At 70.1% G+C, this 21,221-nt stretch carries 18 protein-coding genes and 1 pseudogene; 9 read left to right on the top strand and 10 right to left on the bottom strand.

Annotation, left to right across the window (positions count from 1 at the left end; translation table 11 throughout):
• Positions 1-16 precede the first annotated feature (16 nt).
• Positions 17-751 carry an SRPBCC family protein gene (locus QA861_RS34110; RefSeq protein ID WP_334594935.1) on the top strand — a complete coding sequence of 245 codons (735 nt, stop codon included), beginning with the start codon at positions 17-19 and terminating at the stop codon, positions 749-751.
• A gap of 19 nt (positions 752-770) precedes the next feature.
• Here QA861_RS34110 and QA861_RS34105 read toward each other — a convergent pair whose 3' ends face one another.
• Positions 771-2,600 carry a DUF8508 domain-containing protein gene (locus QA861_RS34105; RefSeq protein WP_334592520.1) on the bottom strand — a complete coding sequence of 610 codons (1,830 nt, stop codon included), beginning with the start codon at positions 2,598-2,600 and terminating at the stop codon, positions 771-773.
• 480 nt (positions 2,601-3,080) lie between these two features.
• Between QA861_RS34105 and QA861_RS34100 the strand changes: the two genes are divergently transcribed.
• From QA861_RS34100 to QA861_RS34080, 5 genes and pseudogenes are all read left to right on the top strand, one after another.
• Positions 3,081-4,541 (top strand): hypothetical protein, encoded by a 1,461-nt coding sequence (locus tag QA861_RS34100; RefSeq protein ID WP_334592519.1) that lies wholly within the window; start codon positions 3,081-3,083, stop codon positions 4,539-4,541.
• A gap of 236 nt (positions 4,542-4,777) precedes the next feature.
• Complete coding sequence (locus QA861_RS34095; protein WP_334592518.1) at positions 4,778-6,217, top strand: alkaline phosphatase PhoX; 1,440 nt, start codon at positions 4,778-4,780, stop codon at positions 6,215-6,217.
• Positions 6,218-6,220: 3 nt separating this feature from the next.
• Positions 6,221-6,440 (top strand): annotated as a pseudogene (locus QA861_RS34090) (TROVE domain-containing protein); the annotation flags it as partial.
• A 102-nt stretch (positions 6,441-6,542) separates the two neighbouring features.
• Positions 6,543-7,190: a GntR family transcriptional regulator gene (locus tag QA861_RS34085; protein ID WP_334592516.1), complete on the top strand. Its 648-nt coding sequence runs from the start codon at positions 6,543-6,545 to the stop codon at positions 7,188-7,190.
• Positions 7,191-7,206: 16 nt separating this feature from the next.
• Complete coding sequence (locus QA861_RS34080; protein ID WP_334592515.1) at positions 7,207-8,223, top strand: 1-aminocyclopropane-1-carboxylate deaminase; 1,017 nt, start codon at positions 7,207-7,209, stop codon at positions 8,221-8,223.
• Here the strand turns inward: QA861_RS34080 and QA861_RS34075 are convergent.
• Entirely contained in the window at positions 8,220-9,449 is a 1,230-nt protein-coding gene (locus QA861_RS34075) for an SGNH/GDSL hydrolase family protein (RefSeq protein ID WP_334592514.1), read from the bottom strand. The genes QA861_RS34080 and QA861_RS34075 overlap by 4 nt on opposite strands.
• Positions 9,450-9,538: 89 nt before the next feature.
• Positions 9,539-10,117 carry a TetR/AcrR family transcriptional regulator gene (locus QA861_RS34070; RefSeq protein ID WP_334592513.1) on the bottom strand — a complete coding sequence of 193 codons (579 nt, stop codon included), beginning with the start codon at positions 10,115-10,117 and terminating at the stop codon, positions 9,539-9,541.
• Positions 10,118-10,232: 115 nt separating this feature from the next.
• Between QA861_RS34070 and QA861_RS34065 the strand changes: the two genes are divergently transcribed.
• The gene (locus QA861_RS34065) at positions 10,233-10,724 is read left to right on the top strand and encodes an FBP domain-containing protein (RefSeq protein ID WP_334592512.1); all 492 of its coding nucleotides are present in this window, start codon (positions 10,233-10,235) and stop codon (positions 10,722-10,724) included.
• Positions 10,725-10,823: 99 nt separating this feature from the next.
• Here QA861_RS34065 and QA861_RS34060 read toward each other — a convergent pair whose 3' ends face one another.
• The 7 genes from QA861_RS34060 to QA861_RS34030 all read right to left on the bottom strand — a co-directional run bounded on the left by QA861_RS34060 (position 10,824) and on the right by QA861_RS34030 (position 18,490).
• Entirely contained in the window at positions 10,824-12,047 is a 1,224-nt protein-coding gene (locus tag QA861_RS34060) for a TerD family protein (protein WP_334594934.1), read from the bottom strand.
• 273 nt (positions 12,048-12,320) lie between these two features.
• A complete protein-coding gene (locus QA861_RS34055) occupies positions 12,321-13,310 on the bottom strand; it encodes a zinc-dependent alcohol dehydrogenase family protein (protein ID WP_334592511.1) in 990 nt (329 codons plus the stop codon).
• A complete protein-coding gene (locus tag QA861_RS34050) occupies positions 13,307-14,203 on the bottom strand; it encodes a carbohydrate ABC transporter permease (protein ID WP_334592510.1) in 897 nt (298 codons plus the stop codon). Before QA861_RS34050 ends, QA861_RS34055 begins: the two co-directional genes overlap by 4 nt.
• Positions 14,200-15,144: a carbohydrate ABC transporter permease gene (locus tag QA861_RS34045; protein WP_334592509.1), complete on the bottom strand. Its 945-nt coding sequence runs from the start codon at positions 15,142-15,144 to the stop codon at positions 14,200-14,202. Before QA861_RS34045 ends, QA861_RS34050 begins: the two co-directional genes overlap by 4 nt.
• Positions 15,141-16,511 (bottom strand): ABC transporter substrate-binding protein, encoded by a 1,371-nt coding sequence (locus QA861_RS34040; protein ID WP_334592508.1) that lies wholly within the window; start codon positions 16,509-16,511, stop codon positions 15,141-15,143. Before QA861_RS34040 ends, QA861_RS34045 begins: the two co-directional genes overlap by 4 nt.
• Before the next feature lie 88 nt (positions 16,512-16,599).
• Positions 16,600-17,367 (bottom strand): DeoR/GlpR family DNA-binding transcription regulator, encoded by a 768-nt coding sequence (locus QA861_RS34035; protein ID WP_334592507.1) that lies wholly within the window; start codon positions 17,365-17,367, stop codon positions 16,600-16,602.
• A gap of 313 nt (positions 17,368-17,680) precedes the next feature.
• Positions 17,681-18,490: an NAD-dependent epimerase/dehydratase family protein gene (locus tag QA861_RS34030; protein ID WP_334592506.1), complete on the bottom strand. Its 810-nt coding sequence runs from the start codon at positions 18,488-18,490 to the stop codon at positions 17,681-17,683.
• Between the two features lie 270 nt (positions 18,491-18,760).
• Between QA861_RS34030 and QA861_RS34025 the strand changes: the two genes are divergently transcribed.
• Both QA861_RS34025 and QA861_RS34020 read left to right on the top strand, forming a co-directional pair.
• On the top strand, positions 18,761-19,780 hold the full coding sequence (locus tag QA861_RS34025; protein ID WP_334592505.1) for a 5-dehydro-4-deoxyglucarate dehydratase: 1,020 nt from the start codon (positions 18,761-18,763) through the stop codon (positions 19,778-19,780).
• Positions 19,777-20,940 (top strand): hypothetical protein, encoded by a 1,164-nt coding sequence (locus QA861_RS34020; RefSeq protein ID WP_334592504.1) that lies wholly within the window; start codon positions 19,777-19,779, stop codon positions 20,938-20,940. The genes QA861_RS34025 and QA861_RS34020 overlap by 4 nt, the downstream gene beginning before the upstream one ends.
• Positions 20,941-21,221: the final 281 nt, after the last annotated feature.

Below are 21,221 nucleotides of genomic sequence, written 5' to 3'. Positions count from 1 at the left end.
CGCCATGTCCGAGGAAATTGCCAGGGAATTCGAGATCGCTCGTGAGTTCGAGGTCGATGTCAGTCCGCAGGAGGTGTGGGAGGCGGTCACCACGGGGACCGGCGGGTATCTCTGGCCGATGGAGCCGCCGGAGCCGCGGGTCGGCGGCAGGGGACCCTTCGGGTCCACGGTCATCGCCTGGGATCCGCCGCACCGCTACACCAACCGCGTCGAGAACGTCGAGGGCATCTCCGAGCAGACCCTCAACCAGCTCGACTACACGGTCGAGCCGCGTGACGAGGGCCGCCGGGCCTGGGTCCGGTATGTGCACAGTGGCATCTTCGTCGACGACTGGGACAACCAGTACGACGGCGCCGCCCGGCACACCGACTTCTATCTGCACACCCTGCGCGAGTACCTGATCCACTTCGCGCCCAGGCCGGCCGTGTTCGCCACCTTCGACGGACCCGAGGCGTCGAAGGCCGCCGACGCCCTCGCCGCCGTCGGACGGGCGCTCGGGGTCGGGGAGGACGTGCCGGTCGGTTCGCGGGTGACGATCCAAGGGCCTGACACTTTCGAGGCCGTGGTCGACTTCCGCGACCCGTACTTCATCGGGCTGCGCACCGACAGGGGACTGACCCGCGTCTTCGGGCGCAACCACTGGGGCTATCCCGTCGGCATCTCCCTGCACGACTTCACGCCGGGAGCCGACATCAAGGAATGTGAGACCGCCTGGCAGGACTGGCTGAACGGAGTGTTCAACCAGTCCTGATCCAGAGGGAGTTACGTGACTACGGCTTGAAGCGCAGCACCTGCGGGTCGTGGTCGCTGATCTGGTCGTTGAACTCCGAGTTGATGTGCACGGAGTCGTAGTCGAAGTCACAGCCCCGGCTGATCGACGGGCTGACCAGGATCTGGTCCAGGACCTGGCTGTTGCCCTGGTAGTCGTAGGTGTAACGCTCGCTCTTCGGCAGCGACTTGATAGCCGACCACAGGGCGCCGTCGTCCTCCAGCAGCTTCGCGGTGTTGGAGAACTCGAAGTCGTTGATGTCGCCGAGCGTGATCACGTCCGCGTTCTTCTGGACCTTCAGGATGTCCTTGACGAACGTGTTCACCGCGGTCGCCTGGAGGTGACGCTGGGTCTCCGAGCTGCGCGCGGGCGGCTGGAACTGCGAGGTCAGACCCTGGTCGCCGCCCTTCGAGGCGAAGTGGTTGGCGATCAGGATGACGGTCTTGCCGCGGAAGACGAACTCGCCCGCGAGCGGCTTGCGGCTGTTCGTCCAGGCCGCGTTCGACGGGTCTATTCGGCCCGGCGAGAGGGTCAGGGCCGCCTTGCCGTGGTCCTTGGTGATACCGACGGCGGTAGTGGCGTCGCCGCCCGGACGGTCGGTGAAGGAGACCCGCGCCGGGTTGAACAGGAACACCTGACGGATGTTGCCGCCGGGCTCGCCACCGTCCGCGAGGTCGACCGGGTCGATGGAGCGCCAGTCGTACGCCGGGCCGCCCGCCGCCACGATCGCGTCGATCAGCTTCTTGACCGTCTGGTCGGCGGCGACCGTACCGTCCTTCGTCGCGCCGTTGTTGTCCTGGATCTCCTCCAGGGACAGGATGTCGGGCGACTGCAGGTTGTTCACGATCGCGGCGGCGTGCGCGGCGAAGGTGGTGTCCGACGGGTCGAGGTTCTCGACGTTGTACGTCGCCACCGCCAGCTCGCCGCGCGACTGCTTGCGGGTGATCTCGCGCTTCAGGCCGCCCTGCTTCAGGGTGCCGAGCTCGTTCGCGACGAGCGTGTAGCCACCGAACTGGTTGTAGTCCAGCGGGCCGGTCGTGGTGCCCTTGAGGCTGTCGCCGACGTTCGCGGTCGGGAAGTCGGCGACCGCGCCCAGCGACTGGATCTGGATCCGGCCGGTGTTCTGCGACGTGTACGCGCCGTACACCGACCCGCCCCGCCGGTTGTCGTTCTCGTCCGGCTTCACCGTGACCCACAGCTCGGTGTACGGGTCGGTGGCGGTGACCACGCGGACGTTCTTGACCTGGACGTTCATACCCTCGAGGGACTCGTAGTAGTCCAGGGCGTACTTCTTGGGACGCAACGTCAGCGCGTTCACCGAGCCGCTCGCGGTGGCGTCGCCGTCCGGGCTGTAGGCGGCCGGTACCGACCTGGCGTCGACGACGACCGGGGCCGGGACCGCGTTGCCGCCGGAGACGACCGTGACCGTCGGCTTGACGATCTCCGTCACCGTCTGGTTGCCGGACGACGTGCCGCCGGGCACGAACTCCGAGACCGTGCCGGTCACGGTGACCGAGTCGCCGACCGCGACGGTCGGCTTGGTGCTGGTGAAGACGAAGACGCCCTCGCTGGTGGCCGGGTCGGCGTCCGGGGCGGTGTCCTGGATCCAGAACCCGCGCGACGAACCGTAGGTACGGACACCGGTGACGATTCCCGCCACGTCCGTGACCTTCTCGCCCGCGAGCGGGGACAGGCGTGTGGTGCCCTGGATGTCATGAATACGCACTGTGTCGGCGTGAGCGGCCGACGGCAGCACCACCAGGGTGGCGAGCGTGGAGCAGACGGCGGCGACAGTGAGCGCGCCGAGGCGCGCGGAAGACTTGCTCGGCAACGGGATCCCTCCGGGGACAAACATGGGTGCCGGGACGAAGGTGGTAAGGGTGGTGCCGTGGGGGGAACGCGAGCTGCAGGGCGGCTGGCGACGCGCGTAGACATCGGGTGAACTTCCGGTGCGGAAGGCTCCGCACCGAAGGCTCGGCACCGGGCGATCGGCAGTGAACGCCCGGCTTGGGAGAACAGTGAACACGATAGAACCTGGCGGAAGACAAGGCGATGCGATGGATCGGCGTCCCCTCGACTTCTACGCGCGTCAATCTCCTGCCTGGTCACGCCACTTGTCAAGGTTTCAGCCATGTACCAGCTCTGACAGGTTCATGAACCGGGCGGCATGCTGCCAAATCCGTCTAGGCTGAGCGGCTGAGTCGTACGGCCTTCAACACAACGTCGTACGGTCGTCAGACGCCGTCGTCGGACTCCGGACGCATCCGGATGCCGCTGTCGGCCTTTCGGGCGCCTGAGGAGAAAACAGCCGATGTCAGACAGCTCCCCCCTGCCGCCGGTGCGACTGCACTCCGAAGCGGAACTGGCGCGGGAAGCGCTCGCCGCCCCGCTGGTGTCCCGCGCCGCCCGGCTCGCCCGCTGGGCCGGACCGGACACCAGGGTCGGAGCCGGCGGCGAACTGGTCCAGGAGCAACTGGCCGCGGCGGCAAGGGCCCTGGGCCTGATCGAGGGCGAAGCCGCGGGCGGGGCGGGCACCGAGGACGCGCTCGCGGACGCCGGTGAGGCGTGGCGGGTCGCCGTGGACGCCGGGCTCGTCGAGGTCGTCGACGAGGACGAGGGCACCGTCACCGTGGGCGACGACCTGGCGCTGCTCACCTCCGGGTCACCGCACGAGGTGCTCGCGGTGTGGCTCGGGGCACTGGAGAGTGTCCTCGCCGACGCGAGCGTGCCCGACCTCGACGATCTCGTCGACGCCATGGACGAGACCGCCGAGGTCGACTTCTCCCAGCTGGACTGGGACCCCGAGGCGGAGGCCGACTTCCTCGACGGTGTGCTCGCCAACCTGTACCTGCTGAGCGTCAGTGAGGGCGGGCCCGTCGACAGCCCGGTGCCGCTGCCGGCGGTGGCCGCGTCCATGGTCGTACCGAGCGACATGGGCGAGCCCACGAACGACGTCCTGGAGCAGGTCTCGGACATGATGATGCGCCTCGACGACCAGTTCAGGCTGCTCGAACCCATCGGGCTCGTCGCCTACCAGCCCGTCGACGAGGCGCTCATGGCGGACACCGACGACCCGGCCGAGGGCGCGCAGGCGGGCGACGACACCGACGTCTCCCGCTACGGCTTGGTGCGGCTGACCCCGCTCGGCCTGTACGGCGTACGGGCCCGGCTGCTGGAGGCCGGCTTCGAGGCACCCGCCGTCGGTGACCTCGCCGACAAAGGCGCGGACGCGCTGCTCGACGGCACGGCCGCCTTCCCCGCGACGGCCGCGCGGGCCGAGACCGAACAGTGGCTGACCCGCCGCGAACCCCTCGCCGCGGCACGGGAGTTGCTCGCGGCGGCCCGAGGCGGCGACGCCGGTGCGCCGCTGCGGCGGCTGCGCTGCCAGCAGGCCCTGTCCCTCGTCGGCGCCGAGGCCGAACCCGCGCTGCGCGAGGTCCTCGGCGACGCCGAACTGGGCGGCCTCGCCCGGGTCTGGCTCAGCGAGCAGGGCGCGCCGGACGTGCCGGCCCCGTCCGAGGCGATGGTCTTCTGGCTGACCATCGACACGGTGGCCGCGCAGCTCGCGGCCGAGGGCAACTCGGCGGAGCTGGTCGGACTGGTGGAGGGACTGGCCCAGCAGCACGGCGGCTTCTTCGAGGCGGCCTGGCGTGTGGACCATCCGGCCACGCCGGACGTGCTGGAGGCGATGGGGAGGTTGCATCCGGACAAGCGGGTGGCGAAGGAGGCGCGGAAGGCGGCGTTCAAGGCGCGGTCGCAGCAAGGGGGTTGAGCGAAGCGGCTCCGCAGGAGGTGCCGCGCTGTGTCGTGCTGGGTCGTTGTCGGCTGCGGCGCCGTTGTGGCTGGTCGCGCAGTTCCCCGCGCCCCTTCGGCGCTGCCCCTTCGGGGCAGCTGCCCTCTGCGGCGAATTCGGAAGCGCGTTCCGTGACGTCGGGTTCCGTTCAACTCGCGTTCAGGCGTGGGCGGGACGGTGGTGGTTACGGGACGCCCACCTTCACAGGAGACGCCATGTCGCTCACCCGCAGGGACTTCGCCAGACAGTCCGCGATCACGTCGGCCGGGGTCGCGCTGGCCGGCAGTGTCGGCGCCCTCGCCACCGCGCCGGGCGCCCTCGCGTCCACGGAGAGCGTGGCCGGGGAATCGGTGGACCGGCACCACGAAGTCGGCTACGGCCCGCTTCTGCCCGACCCCAAGGGCCTGCTGGCGCTGCCCGCCGGATTCTCGTACCGCGTGATCACCTACAGCGGGAAGACCACCCTGGACTCCGGCGAGACCACGCCGTCCAACCATGACGGCACCGCCGCCTTCGCGGGCCCACGCGGTACCACCCTCCTCGTCAACAACCACGAGCTGAAGGGCCCGCGCGCCAACTGGAAGTACCCGGTGCCGCTCACCGAGGGCCTCGTCTACGACCCCGCCGCGTCCGGCGGCTGCACGGTCGTCGAGGTGCGTCCCGGCGGCCATGTCGCCGAGTGGGTGGGCATCGCCGGCACCTCCACCAACTGCGCGGGCGGCAGCACCCCTTGGGGCACCTGGCTCACCTGCGAGGAGAACTCCGACCGCGCCGGCGTCAACGGCATGACCAAGGACCACGGGTACGTCTTCGAGGTCGACCCCTGCGACAGGCGCGCCAACCTGAACCCCAAGCCCCTCAAGTTCTTCGGGCGTTACGACCACGAGGCCGTCGTCATCGACCCGAAGCGCGGCCACGCCTACCTCACCGAGGACGCCGCCACACCCAACGGCCTCCTGTACCGCTGGACCCCGCCGCAGCACTTCCACTACGGCCACGGCGCCTTCCGCACCCTCTCCGACACCGCGGGCACCCTCCAGGCGCCCAAGTGCTTCGACTCCGCCGGTAAGTTCGTCGACGACCTCTCCCGGGCCACGAAGATCGGCACGGTGTACGGCGTCGACTGGGTCGACGTACCCGACCGCGACGGCCGGACCGTCGCCGTGCGCAAGCAGTTCGCCGACGGCGAGATCACCCGGGCCCGCAAGCTCGAAGGCATGTGGTGGGCCGACGGCGGCACCTACATCGTCTCCTCGTACGCCCGCGCCGAGAGCCCCGTCCAGCACGACGGCCAGGTCTGGTTCTACGACCCCAGGCGCCGCACGCTCACCCTGAAGGTCCTGCTGGGCGTGAACCCCGACCCGTCCGCCGACGGTGCCTTCGACGGGCCCGACAACATCACCGTCTCCCCGTACGGCGGCCTGGTCATCGCCGAGGACGGCGAGGGCGTGCAGCACCTGTTCGGCGCGACGGACAGCGGGCGTACGTACCCGATCGCCCGCAACGAACTCAACGCCGGCACCGAAGAGGCGCCCGAATACAGCGAGTTCACCGGCGTGACCTTCTCGCCGGACGGCAAGACGCTGTACGCCAACATCCAGACGCCGGGGATCATGCTGGCCATTACGGGGCCGTGGAAGCGGCAGCGGCGTTAGCACGCGAAGTCACGTACATACAAGAAGCACGACCGGGTGCTGATCGTCACCGACGAGCAGTACACCCACAGCGTTCACGGAGACCCGACCGAGCAGGTGCCGGCCGACGTACCGGTCTACACCTGGGACCTCGCCGGGTACCTGGCGGGCCACGGTCCGTCGGGGACGCGGAACCGGCACACGTTCGGGCCCACGGGACTCGGACTGGCCGTGGGCCGGGTGAGCTGAGCGGGGTGTGGTCCGTACTTCGGTGCGGGCCACATTCTTGTGTGTGCGCCTGGTGCGCTCTTGTGCGCCCACGTCTCTGACATCTAACATTTCAGTTGTGGATGCGATACGACCCGTCCCCCGGACCCTCCTCAGGGATCGCGCGTACGAAGCGATCCGGGATGCCATCGTCGCCGGTGAGATCGAACCCGGTGCTGTGGTGCGGGACGCCGAGCTCGCCGAGCGGCTCGGGCTGTCCCGGGCGCCGGTTCGCGAGGCGTTCGCACGACTGGTCGACGAAGGGCTGCTGGAGAGCAAGCCGCAGAGCTACACGAAGGTGACGCCGGTCGTGGCCGCCGACGTGCGGGACGCGGCGGCCGTGGTCGGGGCCATGCACGAGCTGGTCACGCGGGCCGCCGTGCCCCGGCTGTTCACCGCGGACGTCGAGACGATGCGCGCGGCCAACGCGCGGTTCGCGGAGGCGGTCCGTGCCGGTGACGTCGAGTCCGCTCTGCGAGCCGACGACCAACTGCACGACGTCCTCGTCCGGGTCAGCGGCAATCGCGCCGCCGCCGCCACCGCCGCCCGCTACACACCGCTCATCCGCCGTCTGGAGCGACGACGCTTCAGCGAGGGCGGCAACTGCCGTTCGGCCGGCCTGCACGACCGGCTCCTCGATGCCTGCGCCGCCGGGGACGTGGACGAGGCGGTCCGTGTCACCGCGGAGATCTGGCGCGGGCTCGCCGAGCTCGCCGACAGCGACTGATCCCGGGAGGAACCCCATGTCCCTTGACTCGTACGCGCGTTACCCCCTCCTCTTCGGGCCCTCGCCCGTGCACCCGCTGGAGCGGCTCACCGCCCATCTCGGCGGCGCCGCCCTCTGGGCCAAGCGCGAGGACTGCAACTCCGGTGTCGCGTACGGCGGCAACAAGACCCGCAAACTGGAGTACCTGGTCGCCGACGCGCTTGCCCAGGGCTGCGACACGCTCGTCTCGATCGGCGGTGTGCAGTCCAACCACACCCGTCAGGTCGCCGCCTGTGCCGCCCGCGCCGGGCTCAAGTGCGTGCTTGTACAGGAGAGTTGGGTCGAGTGGCCCGACTCCGTCTACGACAAGGTCGGCAACATCCTGATCAGCCGGCTCGCCGGGGCCGATGTGCGGCTGGTGCGCGCCGGGTTCGGTATCGGGTTCAAGGAGAGCTGGGAGCTGGCGCTCCGGGAGGTGGAGGAAGGGGGCGGCAAGCCGTACGCGATTCCGGCGGGTGCCTCCGACCATCCCCTGGGCGGCCTCGGGTTCGCCGGTTGGGCGTACGAAGTCGCCGAGCAAGAACGGGAGTTGGGGGTCTTCTTCGACACCGTGGTGGTGTGCTCGGTGACCGGGTCGACCCAGGCCGGAATGGTCGCCGGGTTCGCGGCGCTCGAGGAGACGGGCGGCCGGTCCCGGCGGGTGCTCGGCATCGACGCGTCGGCGGCGCCCGCCCGGACGAAGGAACAGATCGCGCGGATCGCCCACAACACCGGCCAACTCATCGGTGTCAAGCGGGAGTTGACCCAGGAGGACGTGGAGCTGGACGAGCGCTATCACGCGGGTACGTACGGGATCCCCGACGACCCGACCCTGGACGCGATGCGGCTCGCCGCCCGTACCGAGGGGATGGTCACCGACCCCGTGTACGAGGGAAAGTCGATGGCCGGGATGGTCGATCTCGTGGCTCGGGGAGAGATCGGGCGGGACTCCACCGTGCTGTACGCGCACCTGGGCGGTCAGCCCGCGCTGAACGCGTACAGCGCGCTGTTCTAGTCGTCGCGGAGGGCCGACTCCGGGGATCGCAGAAGTGGTTCCGGTGCCAGGAGTGGTTCTGGTCCCGTGAAGGCGCGTTCGGCGAAGCGCTCCCCGATGCGGCGGTGGGTGACCGCGTCCGGGTGGAGCTGGTCGGGTAGCGGGAGTTCGGCGAAGTCGGCCTCGCCGTACAGTTCGCGGCCGTCGAGATGGCGGAGGTTCGGGTCGTCCGCCGACCGCTGCTCCACGATGCGGGCCAGCTCCTCCCGGATGACGTTGAGCGTCAGTTTGCCGGCGGCGCGCTCGGCGGGGTCGCCCATGGGCTGGAAGCGCACCTGACCGTCGCCCATCGTGCTGACGTCCAGGGCGGTGGGGCCGGGGGTGTCCTCGTGCATGGGGCAGTAGAGGGGTGAGACGAGCAGCAGCGGTGCGGTCGGGTGGCCCTCGCGGATGGTGTCGAGGAAGCCGTGGACCGCGGGGCCGAAGGCACGCAGACGCATCAGATCGGTGTTGACCAGATTGATGCCGATCTTGACGCTGATCAGGTCGGCGGGGGTGTCGCGCATCGCGCGGGCGGTGAACGGGTCGAGCAGCGCACTGCCCGCCAGGCCCAGGTTGATCAGTTCCACACCGCCGAGGGACGCGGCGAGCGCGGGCCAGATGGCCGTGGGGCTCGCGGCGTCGGAGCCGTGGCTGATCGAACTGCCGTGGTGCAGCCATACCTTGCGAGCCGGGTCGAGTGCGGTCACGGATTCGGCGGGGGCGTTGGTGCGCAGGGCGACCAGTTCGGTGGTCTCGTTGTGGGGCAGCCAGATCTCGATGTTCTTCAGGTGGTCCGGCAGGCCGGTGAAGCGCAGGGTGCCGGGCGGGCCGGGTTCGTGTGCCGCGGTTCCGGCGGTCAGGTCGATCGTCAGGGTGTTGCCTCCGCCGGTCACGCTGGACTGGGCGGCCAGCCGGCCGTCGACGAGGAGGTCGTACACACCGTCGGGGCGAGGCGGGGCGCCCGCGTAGACCCGCTTGGTGGGCAGCGCGTCCAGTTCGACGGAGGTCGCCCGGGTGCGGAAGACCAGCCGTACGCCGGACGGCTGGGCCTCCGCCGACATGAGTTGGGGGTCCGTGCACTGGGCGCGGGCCCGGGCGGGCAGACGGTGGGGGAGTACGCCGTGGGAGGTGTGTTCCAGGTCCAGGGCGCCGCGTATCAGGTCCGCGGTGATGGGCGTGGTCGTCCAGCCGTGCTCGGGGTGCATGCCTGTCCTCTTTGTTCTTCCTGGGCCTGTCTGGTCCTGGTCTGGTCCTGTCCGTTCCCGCTGTCGTTGGCAGGTCGTTCAAAGGTCGTTCAAAGGGGGGAAGCGGTCGGCCAGTTGCGCAACAGGGCGTCGAGGGCGTCGAGGATCCGGGTCCAGGTCTCCTGCGAGTCGGGGGCGCTGTGGCTGAAGCCGCCCGCCGTCTCCAGGCTCGCGTACCCGTGGAAGACGCTGCCCAGCAACCGGACGGCGTGCGTCTGGTCCGGCTCCGCCAGGTCGTAGCCACGCAGGATCGCCCGCGTCAGCTGGGCGTGCCGGACGCCCGCACTGGCGGCGGCCGTCTCGGGGTCGAGTCTCATGCGGGTGGCGGCGGCGCGACCGGGGTGGTCCCGGCCGTAGTCGCGGTAGACGTCGGCGAACGCGGTCAGGGCGTCCTTGCTGGCCCGTCCGGCCACGGCGTCGGCTGCCTGATCGGCGAGTTCCTCCAGGCAGAACAGGGCGATCCTGGTCTTGAGGTCCTGGGTGTTCCTGACGTGCGAGTACAGACTCGCGACCTTGACGTCGAACCGCCGGGCGAGCTCGGAGGCGGTCACCTGGTCGAAGCCGACCTCGTCGGCGAGTTCCGCTCCGGCTCTGGTAAGGCGTTCCGCGGTCAGTCCGACGCGTGCCATGACCCTCCTCCTGTTCGGCCGTCCACTGTTCGGCTGTGCGACTGTTCCATCGAGGCTGTTTGGCTAAGGCGAATATAGGTTTGCCTAAATGCTTTAGGCAAATTAGCCTGCCGTTATGGAGTCGTTGACCGAGCAAGAGATCCGTGCCGCGTTCGTGAACTGTACGAAGGGTGAGGCACAGCGGCTGGCCGTGCCGCGTGACCTGGCCGACCGTCCCTGGGAGGACCTGGACTTCCTGGGATGGCGGGATCCGCAGGCACCTGACCGGGCCTACCTCGTCACCGAACTGGACGGCCGTCCGGCCGCCGTCGCTCTGCGCGCCTCCGCGCCCGCCTTCGGGCAGACGCGGCGCAGCATGTGCTCGATGTGCCTGACCTCGCACACCGGAGGCGTGTCCCTGATGGTCGCGCGGAGGGCGGGGAAGGCGGGGAAGCAGGGCAACTCGGTGGGGGTGTACATATGCGGCGACCTCTGCTGCTCGCTGTACGTGCGGGGCAGGAAGGACGCGGGCGCCGGGGCGCGGCTGCACGAGACGATCACGCTGGAGGAGAAGATCCGGCGGACCGTGGGGAACGTCGCCGCGTTCGTCGTCAAGGTGACGGAATGACGGCGGCGGCGTGATGCCTGCCCCACGGCCCGCTTCGGCGGGTGGTGCGGTCGTGTGGTGGTGCGAGGGTGCGGTGTCTGGTGGTGCGGTTGAGCGTGGTTACAGCGACTGTGCGGCCGGCTTCACCATGCCCCTTACCGTGCGGGACTTCACGAAGTCGCCGATCGCCGTCATCTCCCACTCGCCCGAGAACTGCTTGATCATCTTCGCCATCATCACGCCCGTCTGCGGTTCGGCGCTGGTGAGGTCGAAGCGGACCAGTTCCTCGCCCGTCGCCGCGTCCAGGAGACGGCAGTACGCCTTCGCCACCTCGGTGAACTTCTGACCGGAGAACGAGTTCACCGTGAAGACCAGACCGGTGACCTCCTGGGGCAGCCGGCCCAGGTCGACCACGATCACCTCGTCGTCGCCCCCGCCCTCGCCCGTGAGGTTGTCGCCGGAGTGCTTGATCGCGCCGTTCACGATGGAGAGCTTGCCGAAGTAGCAGCTGTCGATGTGGTTGCGCTGCGGGCCGTACGCGATGACCGACGCGTCCAGGTCGATGTCCTTGCCCCGGAACGCGGGCTCCCAGCCGAGGCCCATCTTGACCTGGGAGAGGAGGGGTCGGCCGCCCTTGACCAGGGAGACGGTCTGGTTCTTCTGGAGGCTTACGCGGCCCTTGTCCAGGTTGATCTTTCCGGCGCCCAGGGGCGGGGCGGGGGGAGCCGGGGGTGCGGTGGCGGGCGGGGGCGGCGCGCTGACCGACGTGACGGGGGCGGGCGGGGCCATCGCGGGTGCCGGGGGCGCCGGCGGCTGGACCGGGGTCGGCTGCGCGGCCGGTGTCGGGGCCGGTTCCTCCACGCTCACGCCGAAGTCCGTGGCGATGCCGGCCAGGCCGTTCGCATATCCCTGGCCCACCGCGCGGGCCTTCCAGGCGCCGTTGCGCAGGTAGACCTCGACGATCACCAGTGCGGTTTCCGTGCCGAGCTGTGGGGGTGTGAACGAGGCCAGGACGGTGTTGTCGGCCGCGTTGCGGATGGTGGCCGTCGGTTCGATGCCCTGGAAGGTCTGGCCCGCTGCGTCCGGGCTCGCCGTGACGACGATCTTCTCGATGCCCGGGGGGACGGCGGTGGTGTCGACGGTGATCGAGTCGGGGCTGGTGCCGCCGCCGGAGCGGTACGTCACGCCCGGGCCGGTCGGCTGGTTGTAGAAGATGAAGTCGTCGTCGGAGCGCACCTTGCCGTCGGCGGTGAGCAGCAGGCTCGATACGTCGAGCCGCACCGGGGCAGCGACGTCCACCGTCACTCGGGTGACGGGGAGAGGGATGTTCGAGCCGGGTGTCATAGCTGTCATGACCGGTGAACGAGCGGACCCGCTTTACCGTTCCCTTACCCTGCGGTCATTTGGGGCACGGGGGTTTTCGCCCCCGCCGCCCCTACCCGTCCCATCCCTGGGGGCTGCGCCCCCAGACCCCGCTGCCGGCCCTGAACGGGCCTTGTCCTCAAACGCCGGACGGGCTGGGGGTGCGGGCCTTGTCCTCAAACGCCGGACGGGCTGGGATGTCGGGGCCTGGGCTGGATTGAGGCGGTGAACGGGTGGGTGGGTGGGAAACGTCTTCTACGGCACCACCACGATCTTCCGGCCCACCCCCGACGCGAACTGCTCCAACGCCTGCGGATAACTCCCCAGTGGCAGGCGGTCGCTGATGAACACCTCCGGGTTCAGGACCCCACCTGCGAACAGTTCCGCCGCCCGTTCGAAGCTGTGCAGCACCGCCATCGACCCCGTGATGGTGATCTCCTGGTTGTAGACGCGGTACGGGTCGATCGTGACCCGGGTCGCGTAGTCCGCGACGCCGAACTGGAGGAACGTGCCCGCCTTCGCGACCCGGTCCAGGCCGTCCTGGATCGCCGCCGCGTTGCCCGTGGCGTCCACGACGACGTCCCAGCCCTGGGGACGGTCCAGCTCGTCCGCGTTCGTCGCCGAGCCGGATACGCCGAGCAACTGGGCCGTGGACAGGCGCTGCGCGTTGATGTCGACCACGTCGACACTCGCCGCGCCTGTCCGTTTGGCCAGCTCCAGCATCATCAGGCCCATCGTTCCCGAGCCGTAGATCAGGACGTGGGCGCCGAGCCGGGAGCGCAGGACGTCGTAGCCCCGTACCGCGCACGACAGCGGCTCCACCAGCGCCGCGTCCTGGGTGCGGATGTGCTCCGGCAGACGTACGCAGTTGGCGACGGGGGCGACCGCGTACTGGGCCGCGCCGCCCGCCGTCGTCACGCCGATCGCCGCCCAGCGTTCGCAGAGGTTGTTGTGGCCCGTGCGGCAGTAGCGGCACTCGTGGCAGTAGAGGGAGGGGTCCACCGCGACCCTGTCGCCCAGCGACAGTTCCGTGACCGCCGTACCCACGCCCACCACCTCCCCCGCGAACTCGTGCCCCGGCACGATCGGCAGTGTGGGGGCGAACTCGCCCTGGAGGATGTGCAGGTCGGTGCCGCACAGGCCGCAGGCCGCGACCTCGACGACGACCTCGCGGGGGCCGGGCGTCGGGTCGGGGACCTCGGTGACGACGGCGTTGCCCACGGACTCGATGACGGCTGCCTTCACTTCACGGCTCCCAGTGACAGGCCCTGGACCAGTTTGTCCTGGGCGGCGAATCCCGCGGCGAGCACCGGCAGGGAGATGACGAGCGACGCGGCGCACACCTTCGCCAGGAACAGGCCCTGGCTGGTGATGAAGCCGGTCAGGAAGACGGGGGCTGTCTCCGCCACCACCCCCGTCAGCACTCGGGCGAACAGCAGTTCGTTCCAGCTGAAGATGAAGCAGATCAGGGCTGTGGCGGCTATGCCGGGGAGGGCTATGGGGGCTACAACGCGGGTCAGGACCGTGGGCAGGCGCGCCCCGTCCACCCTTGCCGCCTCGATGATCGCGACCGGGACCTCGGAGAGGAACGACTGCATCATCCACACCGCGATCGGCAGGTTCATCGACGTGTAGAGGATGACCAGCAGCCAGATGTTGTCCAGCGTGTCCGTGTTCTTCGCGAACAGGTAGATCGGCAGCAGGCCCGCCACCACCGGCAGCATCTTCGTCGAGAGGAAGAAGAACAGGACGTCCGTCCATTTCTTCACCGGGCGGATCGACAGGGCGTACGCCGCGGGGAGGGCCAGGATCAGGACGCACAGTGTCGAAGTCACCGAGGCCACCGTCGAGTTGATCAGGGGCGGCCAGGGGCTCGCGCCGCCACCCGTGCCGAAGAACTCGCGGTAGCCGTCGAGGGTCAGCGCGGCGCCGAAGGACGGGGGGTTGGTCGCCGCGTCCTCCTCCGAGTGGAAGGACGTCAGGGCCATCCACGCGATCGGGAGGAAGAAGAGGATGCCCGCAAGCCAGGCCAACAGACCCAGGCCCGCTCCTCGGGTGCGGCGCGGACGTACGCGTACCGCCGTTTCTGTCTCTCCGGTCTCTTCCGCTGTTTCTGCCGGTTCTGTCGTGGCGCTCATGCTCGGGACGCCTCCTCGCGGAACAGGGACGACACCACGCGCAGCGCGAAGGTCGCGATGATGATCGAGCCGATGACCACCAGGACGCCGGCCGCGGAGGCGAGGCCGTTCTCGTGGGCCTGGTAGAAGCTCTGGTAGACGGTGTAGGGGAGGTTCGCCGTGCCCAGGCCGCCCGAGGTGATCGTGAAGACCGCGTCGAAGTTCTGGACGATGTAGATCGAGCCCAGCAGGGCGCCGAGTTCGAGGTAGCGGCGCAGATGGGGGAGGGTCAGATGGCGGAAGATCTGCCAGTCGTTCGCGCCGTCCACCTTCGCCGCCTCGATCTGCTGCTGGTCGCGGCTCTGCAGGCCGGCCAGCAGGATCAGCATCATGAACGGCGTCCACTGCCAGACCAGCGACGCCTCCACCGCGAGCAGCGGGGTGTTCGAGATCCAGTCCGGCTGCGGGCCTCCCACGTAGTGCAACAGGCCGTTGAGCAGGCCGTATTCGGGGTTGTAGAGCACGTGCTTCCAGAGCAGGGCCGCCGCCACTGGGACCACCAGGAAGGGGGCGATGAGGAGCGTGCGGACGAAACCCCGGCCGCGGAAGCGGCGGTCGAGGAGAAGCGCCAGGGCCAGGCCCAGGACCAGGCTGGCCAGGACCACCGCCGCCGTGAGCAGGACCGTCGTCCACACGGAGTGGCGCAGGTCGGCGTCGGTCAGGACCTCCGTGTAGTTGGCGAAGCCGGTGAAGCGGCGGGCCTTCGGGTAGAGCGCGTTCCAGTCGAAGAACGAGATCACCAGCGTGGCCACGAACGGGAGTTGGGTCACGGCGACCATGAAGATCAGGGCGGGGAGCAGCGGGGCCCGGGTGGCCCAGGCGCGCAGCCGGTCGCCCGAGGGGCGCTGCCGGGCGCGCACGGCGGGTGCGGTGGCTGTCGGTGCTGTGGTGGTCGCGGTCATCGTCCCTCGTACTCCTCGGAGATCTCCTCGGCCAGCTTCTGGGACTTCCTCAGGGCCGACTCGACGGACTGGCGTCCGGCGATGGCCGCGCTGATCTCCTGCGACACCCTGGCGCCGAGATCGGTGAACTCGGGGATGCCGACGAACTGGATGCCGGGTGCCGGACGCGGCTGGACTCCGGGGTCCTCGGGGCGGGCGCCCTCGATGGCCTCCTTCGTCGTCTCCTGGAAGGCGGCGGCTTCCTGGCGGTAGGCGGGGTTCTCGTACGTCGACGCGCGCTTGCCGGCCGGGACGTCGGACCAGCCGATCTTGTCGCCGACCAGCTGCTCGTACCGCTTGCTGGACGCCCAGGACACGAACTTCCAGGCGTCGTCGGGGTTTCGGGACGCCTTCTGGATGCCCCAGGCCCAGGTGTAGAGCCAGCCGGAGGACTCCGTCTTCTCGACGGGGGCGGGTACGTAACCGATCTTCCCCTTGACGGGGGAGTTCGCCGACTCCAGGGAGCCGGCCGCGGAGGTGGCGTCGTACCACATGGAGACCTTGCCCTGGGTCATGTTGTTGAGGCACTCGGCGAAACCGGACTGAGGGGCGCCGGACTCGCCGTGGTCGCGGACGAGGTCGACGTAGAAGGTCACCGCCCGCTTCCACTCGGGGGAGTCGAGCCGCGCCTTCCAGTTCTTGTCGAACCAGGTGCCGCCGAAGGTGTTCACGACCGTGGTGAGGGGTGCCATGACCTCGCCCCAGCCCGGCAGTCCGCGCAGGCAGATGCCCTTCATGCCCGGCTCGGCGCCGTCGGCCTTCGCCGCCAGGCCGGCGACCTGGGTCCAGGTGGGGTGCGGGGGCATGATGAGGCCCTTCGCCTCGAACACGTCCTTGCGGTACATCAGGAAGGACGACTCGCCGTAGAAGGGCTGGCCGTACAGCTTGCGGTCGTCGCCGGTGAGGGACTGGCGCATCGGTGTGAGGACGTCCTGTTCGTCGTACGCGCTGTCCTTCGCGACGTACGTGTTCATCTCGTGCAGCCAGCCGTTGCGGGCGTAGATCGGTATCTCGTAGTTGGAGAGGGTCGCCACGTCGTACTGGCCCGCCTGGTTGGCGAAGTCCTGGCTGATCTTGTCGCGGACGTCGTTCTCGGGCAGGACGGTGAAGTTGACCTTGATACCGGTCTCTTCGGTGAAGTGGGCCGCGGTGAGTTTCTGCAACTCCACCATCTGCGGGTTGTTCACCATCAGGACGTTGACGGCGTCGCCGCCGGAACCGGACCCGCCCGCTCCGGCCCAGCAGCCGGAGAGCAACGGGGTGAGCAGCGTCCCTGCGGCGGCCAGGGCGAGCGTGGCTCGTGGCCTCCGTCGGCTCGGGGTTCGCATGGATCGCTCCTGGAGGTATGGGGGTATAAAGGGCACGCCGGGGAGTGGGGTGTCCTCAAGAGGGGTGTGGAGTGGATGAGTCGGGGTTTCAGACGCGGATGATCTGCGGGCCTCGCAGGGCATAGCGGTGCGCTTCCGCCGTGGGCAGCAGGGTGCTCGTGACGATCGTGTCCAGGTCGCCGATGTCGGCGAAGCGGCAGAAGCTGACCGCCCCGAACTTGGTGTGCACGCCCGCGAACACCGTGCGCCGCGAGGCCCGGATCGCCTGTGCCTTGACCTCGCTGACGGCCGGGTCGGGTGTGGTCAGGCCGTGTTCTCGGGAGATGCCGTTGGCGCCGATGTAGGCCAGGTCCAGGACGAAGCCGGCCAGCATCTTCGTCGTCCAGTGGTCGACCGTCGCGAGGGTGCCGGGGCGGACCCGGCCGCCGAGCAGCAGGACCGAGGTGTTCTCGGCCCCCGCGAGCGCGCCCGCGACGGGCAGGGACGCGGTGACCACGGTCAGCGGTCGGTCCCTGGGCAGTGCCTCGGCGATGAGCTGGGGGGTGAACCCCTCGTCGACGAAGACCGTTTCGGCGTCCCCGAGCAGTTCGGCCGCCGCGGCGGCGATCCGGCGCTTCTCGGGCACGTGGCTGGTGGCGCGGAAGGCGAGCGTCGTCTCGAAACCGGCGCTCTCCACGGGGTAGGCGCCGCCGTGGGTGCGGCGGATGAGGCCGTGGTCCTCCAGGGCGCGCAGATCGCGCCGTACGGTCTCCTTGGCCACGCCGAGATCGGTGGCGAGCGTGGTCACGTCGACGGAGCCGGTGGCGCGGGCGGTGCGCACGATGTGCCGCTGGCGGTCTTCGGCGGTGTTGGTCATGTCGTCACCCGCTTTTCTCCCGCGTTGCCCGTTCGGGCCCTGTGGGGGAAGTTCTACAGCGGGTGCGGGGTGGTGACCAGGTCTGTTACGGGGGCGAAAGTGCCCGGGTGTGCCCGTTCGGGCTTGTCGGGGTTCGGGTGGGGCCTGAGGGCTCGGTGAGTGCTGTCGGGTGGCGGCCGCGGGCCCGTTGTGGCTGGTCGCGCAGTTCCCCGCGCCCCTTGGGAGGGCGCTGGCGCGCCCTTCCAAGGGGGCGGCAGCCGTATGTTCGTATGCCCGAATGGGGCGGCGGGCCGCCCGTTCGGTGTCCGTCTGCTCAGTACGGCCAGATCGGGGGGTCCGTCACGAACTGGCCGCCCAGGTAGGCGTGGCCCTCGTTGCCGTCCTGGAGTTCGCCCTGTTCGGCGATGAGTTTCTCGGCGTACGGCTCGGAGTCGTCCTGCGGGGTGTAGCCGAGCGCCCGCGCGGTGTCCAGGTCCCACCACAGGCGGGTGTTGGCGGAGGAGCCGTAGACGACGGTGTGGCCGACCTGCTCGGCGGTCAGGGCCGCGTGGAAGAGGCGGGCGCCGTCAGCGGGGCTCATCCACAGGGACAGCATGCGCACGCTGGTCGGCTCGGGGAAGCAGGAGCCGATGCGGACGGAGACGGTCTCCAGGCCGTGCTTGTCCCAGTAGAACTGGGCCAGGTCCTCGCCGAAGGCCTTGGAGAGGCCGTAGAAGGTGTCCGGGCGGTGCGGGGTGTCGACCGGGATCAGGGGATCGGCGCCCTGGGGGCGGGGGGTGAAGCCCACCGCATGGTTGGAGGAGGCGAAGACGACGCGTCCGACACCCTCCTCGCGCGCGGCCTCGTACAGGTTGTACGTGCCCTCGATGTTCGCCTTGAGGATCTTGTCGAAAGAGGCTTCCAGGGAGATGCCCGCGAGATGGATGATCGCGTCGACGCCCCGCACGGCCTCGCGCAGCGCTGCCCTGTCCGTGAGGTCCGCGGTGATCGCGTCCGGTTCGCCCTCGACGGGGAGCAGGTCGAGGAGGCGCAGTTCGTAGCCGTAGGACGGGAGCAGGTCCCGCATCAGGGTGCCGAGTCCGCCGGCGGCGCCGGTGAGCAGGACGGTGCGGGGAGCGGGCATCCTCGGGTCTCCTTCGGGCTCCTGGAGGGGTCCTGGGGACCTCCTTGATGTGGCGGCCGTATGCGTGTACGGCATTCACATTCGTGGACACGCTATGGAGCGGTGGCGGGTGTCGTCAAGTGTGGCGCAGAGCTGCCCATTCCGCCCCCGAGCGGGTGTCGGTCGGCTTGACCCGCCCCGCGATGGGCCCTTAGCGTGAAAGTGTTCAGAAATGTAGACATGAATCAGAAGCGTGCACGAATGCCTGTCCAGCCTGTCCAGGGAGAGCCCGTGACGCCAGCCCCCCTCGCCGCCCGACTCACCGTCCCGAGCGGTCCGCTGTTCTTCCCCGTCACCGCGTACGGCCCCGACGGCTCGCTCGACCTCGACGTGTACCGCACGCATGTGCGACGGGGGGTGGAGGCGGGGGCCGCTGCCGTCTTCGCGTGCTGCGGCACCGGGGAGTTCCACGCGCTGACGCCGGAGGAGTTCCAGGACTGTGTACGGGCGGCGGTCGAGGCGACGGCCGGGCGCGTGCCCGTGGTCGCGGGCGCCGGGTACGGCACCGCGCTCGCCGTGCGGTACGCGCGTCTCGCGCGGGACGCCGGGGCCGACGGGCTGCTCGCCATGCCGCCGTACCTGGTCGTGGCCGGGCAGGAGGGGCTCCTGCGCCACTACCAGGAGCTGGCCGCCGCCACCGCCCTGCCGGTCATCGTCTACCAGCGCGACAACGCCGTGTTCACCCCCGGGACCGTCGTCGGGCTGGCGCGTACCGAGGGGATCATCGGGCTGAAGGACGGGCTCGGCGACATGGACCTGATGCAGCGGATCGTGAGCGCCGTCCGCACGGAGGTGCCCGGTGACTTCCTGTACTTCAACGGGCTGCCGACCGCGGAACTGACCGGGCTCGCCTACAAGGGCATCGGCGTCACCCTCTACTCGTCGGCCGTCTTCTGCTTCGCGCCCGAGATCGCGCTCGCCTTCCACAAGGCGTTGGGCACCGGTGACGACGCCACCGCCAACCGGCTCGTGGACGGCTTCTACCGGCCGTTCGTCGAGCTGCGGGCGCAGGGGCGCGGATACGCCGTCTCGCTCGTCAAGGCCGGCGTACGGCAGGCCGGGCTCGCCGTCGGGGAGGTCCGGCCGCCGCTGCACGAGCCGACCGAGGATCATGTCAAGCAGCTCGTGCGGCTCGTGGAGCGGGGTTACGCGCTGCTCGACGCCGAGTCCGGTGCCGGCAGCGGTGCGGGGGCCGACGGCGACCGCCACGGCGATGACGGTGTTGAATCCAAGTTCGAGGAGAGCGTGTGAAGGCGTCCGCATTCGTCTATCCCTGGGACGTCAACGGCGACCCCGACGCCGCCCGGCAGATCGCCGCGCTCGGCGTGGAACAGGTGACCCTCGCCTCCGCGTACCACTCCACGCGCGCGTTGACCCCCCGTCACCCGCGTCACCGCATCGTCACCGCCGAGCACGCGGCCGTGCTGTACCCCACGGACGAGCGCTGGGCGGGCCGTGAGCTGCGGCCGTACGCCGCCGGAGCGTGGGCCCCCGGGGACGCGTACGGCGAGGCCGCCGACGCCCTCGCGGAGGCGGGCCTCGACGTGCACACCTGGGTCGTCCTCGCGCACAACTCCCGCCTGGGCGCCGACCGTCCGGACACCTCCGTGGTCAACGCCTACGGGGACCACTACCCGTGGGCGCCCTGTATCGCGCAGCCCGCCACGCGCGCGTACCTCGTCGATCTCGCCGTCGAGGCCGCCGTACGGCCCGGAGCGCGCGGTACGGAACTGGAGTCCCTCGGCTGGTACGGACTCACGCATCTGCACGCCCACGACAAGACCGGCGCCATCGGGCTCGGCGACGCCGGCCAGTATCTGATGGCGCTCTGCTTCTGCCCCTCCTGCCGGGCGGGTTACGGCGGCCAGGGCCTCGATCCCGACGAGCTGGCGGCGGCCGTACGCGCCGCCCTGGAGCCCCTGTGGCGGGGCGAACCGGATCACGGGGGGTGGGCAGGGGTCGAGAAGGCCCTCGGCGACGACAAAGCCGCCCGCACGCTCGCGTGGCGTGAGGAAACGGCCCGCACGCTCCAGGAGGCGGCCGTCGCGGCGGTCCGGGCGGCGGCTCCGGCCGGCTTCCAGGTGCTGCTGCACGCCGACCCCGTGTCCTACCACGTCGGCGCCAACCCGGGCGTGGATCCCGAGCACATCCTGTCCGTCGCGGACGGTGTGGTGGTGCCGTGCACGGGAGGGGCGGGCCTGCTGACACCGTTCGCGGAGGTGCGGCGGGACGGCGCCGTCCTGGCCGCCAACTTCGTCGTGGTCTCCGGGATGGGCGGCAGCCCGGCCACCCTCGCGGCGGACGCGGAGCGCGCGGCCGGCCTCGGCGCCACCGAACTGCGGCTCTATCACGCCGGGTTGGCGTCGGACGGCGATCTGGACACGGTACGGGACGCCATCGCCCGGCGCTGAGGCCACCACAAGGCTGCCGCGGGCGGGGGGAGGGCGAGGCCGGCAGGGCGCTGCCGATGCCGGCCAGGAACGGTGCCTTGGATTCGCCCCCGCCGCCCCTACCCGTCCCATCCCTGGGGGCTGCGCCCCCAGACCCCCGCTTTCGGCCCTGAACGGGCCTCGTCCTCAAACGCCGGACGGGCTGGGGTGCCGGGGTCTGCGCTGGATGGATGCGGCAGACGGGTGGGTGGGAAACACGGCCTGGGCTGGAGCAGTCTTGTCCTGGAACGCCGGGCGGGCTG

Origin of the sequence: Streptomyces sp. B21-083, from assembly GCF_036898825.1 — a bacterium.
GTDB lineage: Bacteria > Actinomycetota > Actinomycetes > Streptomycetales > Streptomycetaceae > Streptomyces.
The sequence above is the reverse complement of the archived record's forward strand: the minus strand, read 5'-3'. Positions and strand labels throughout refer to the sequence as shown.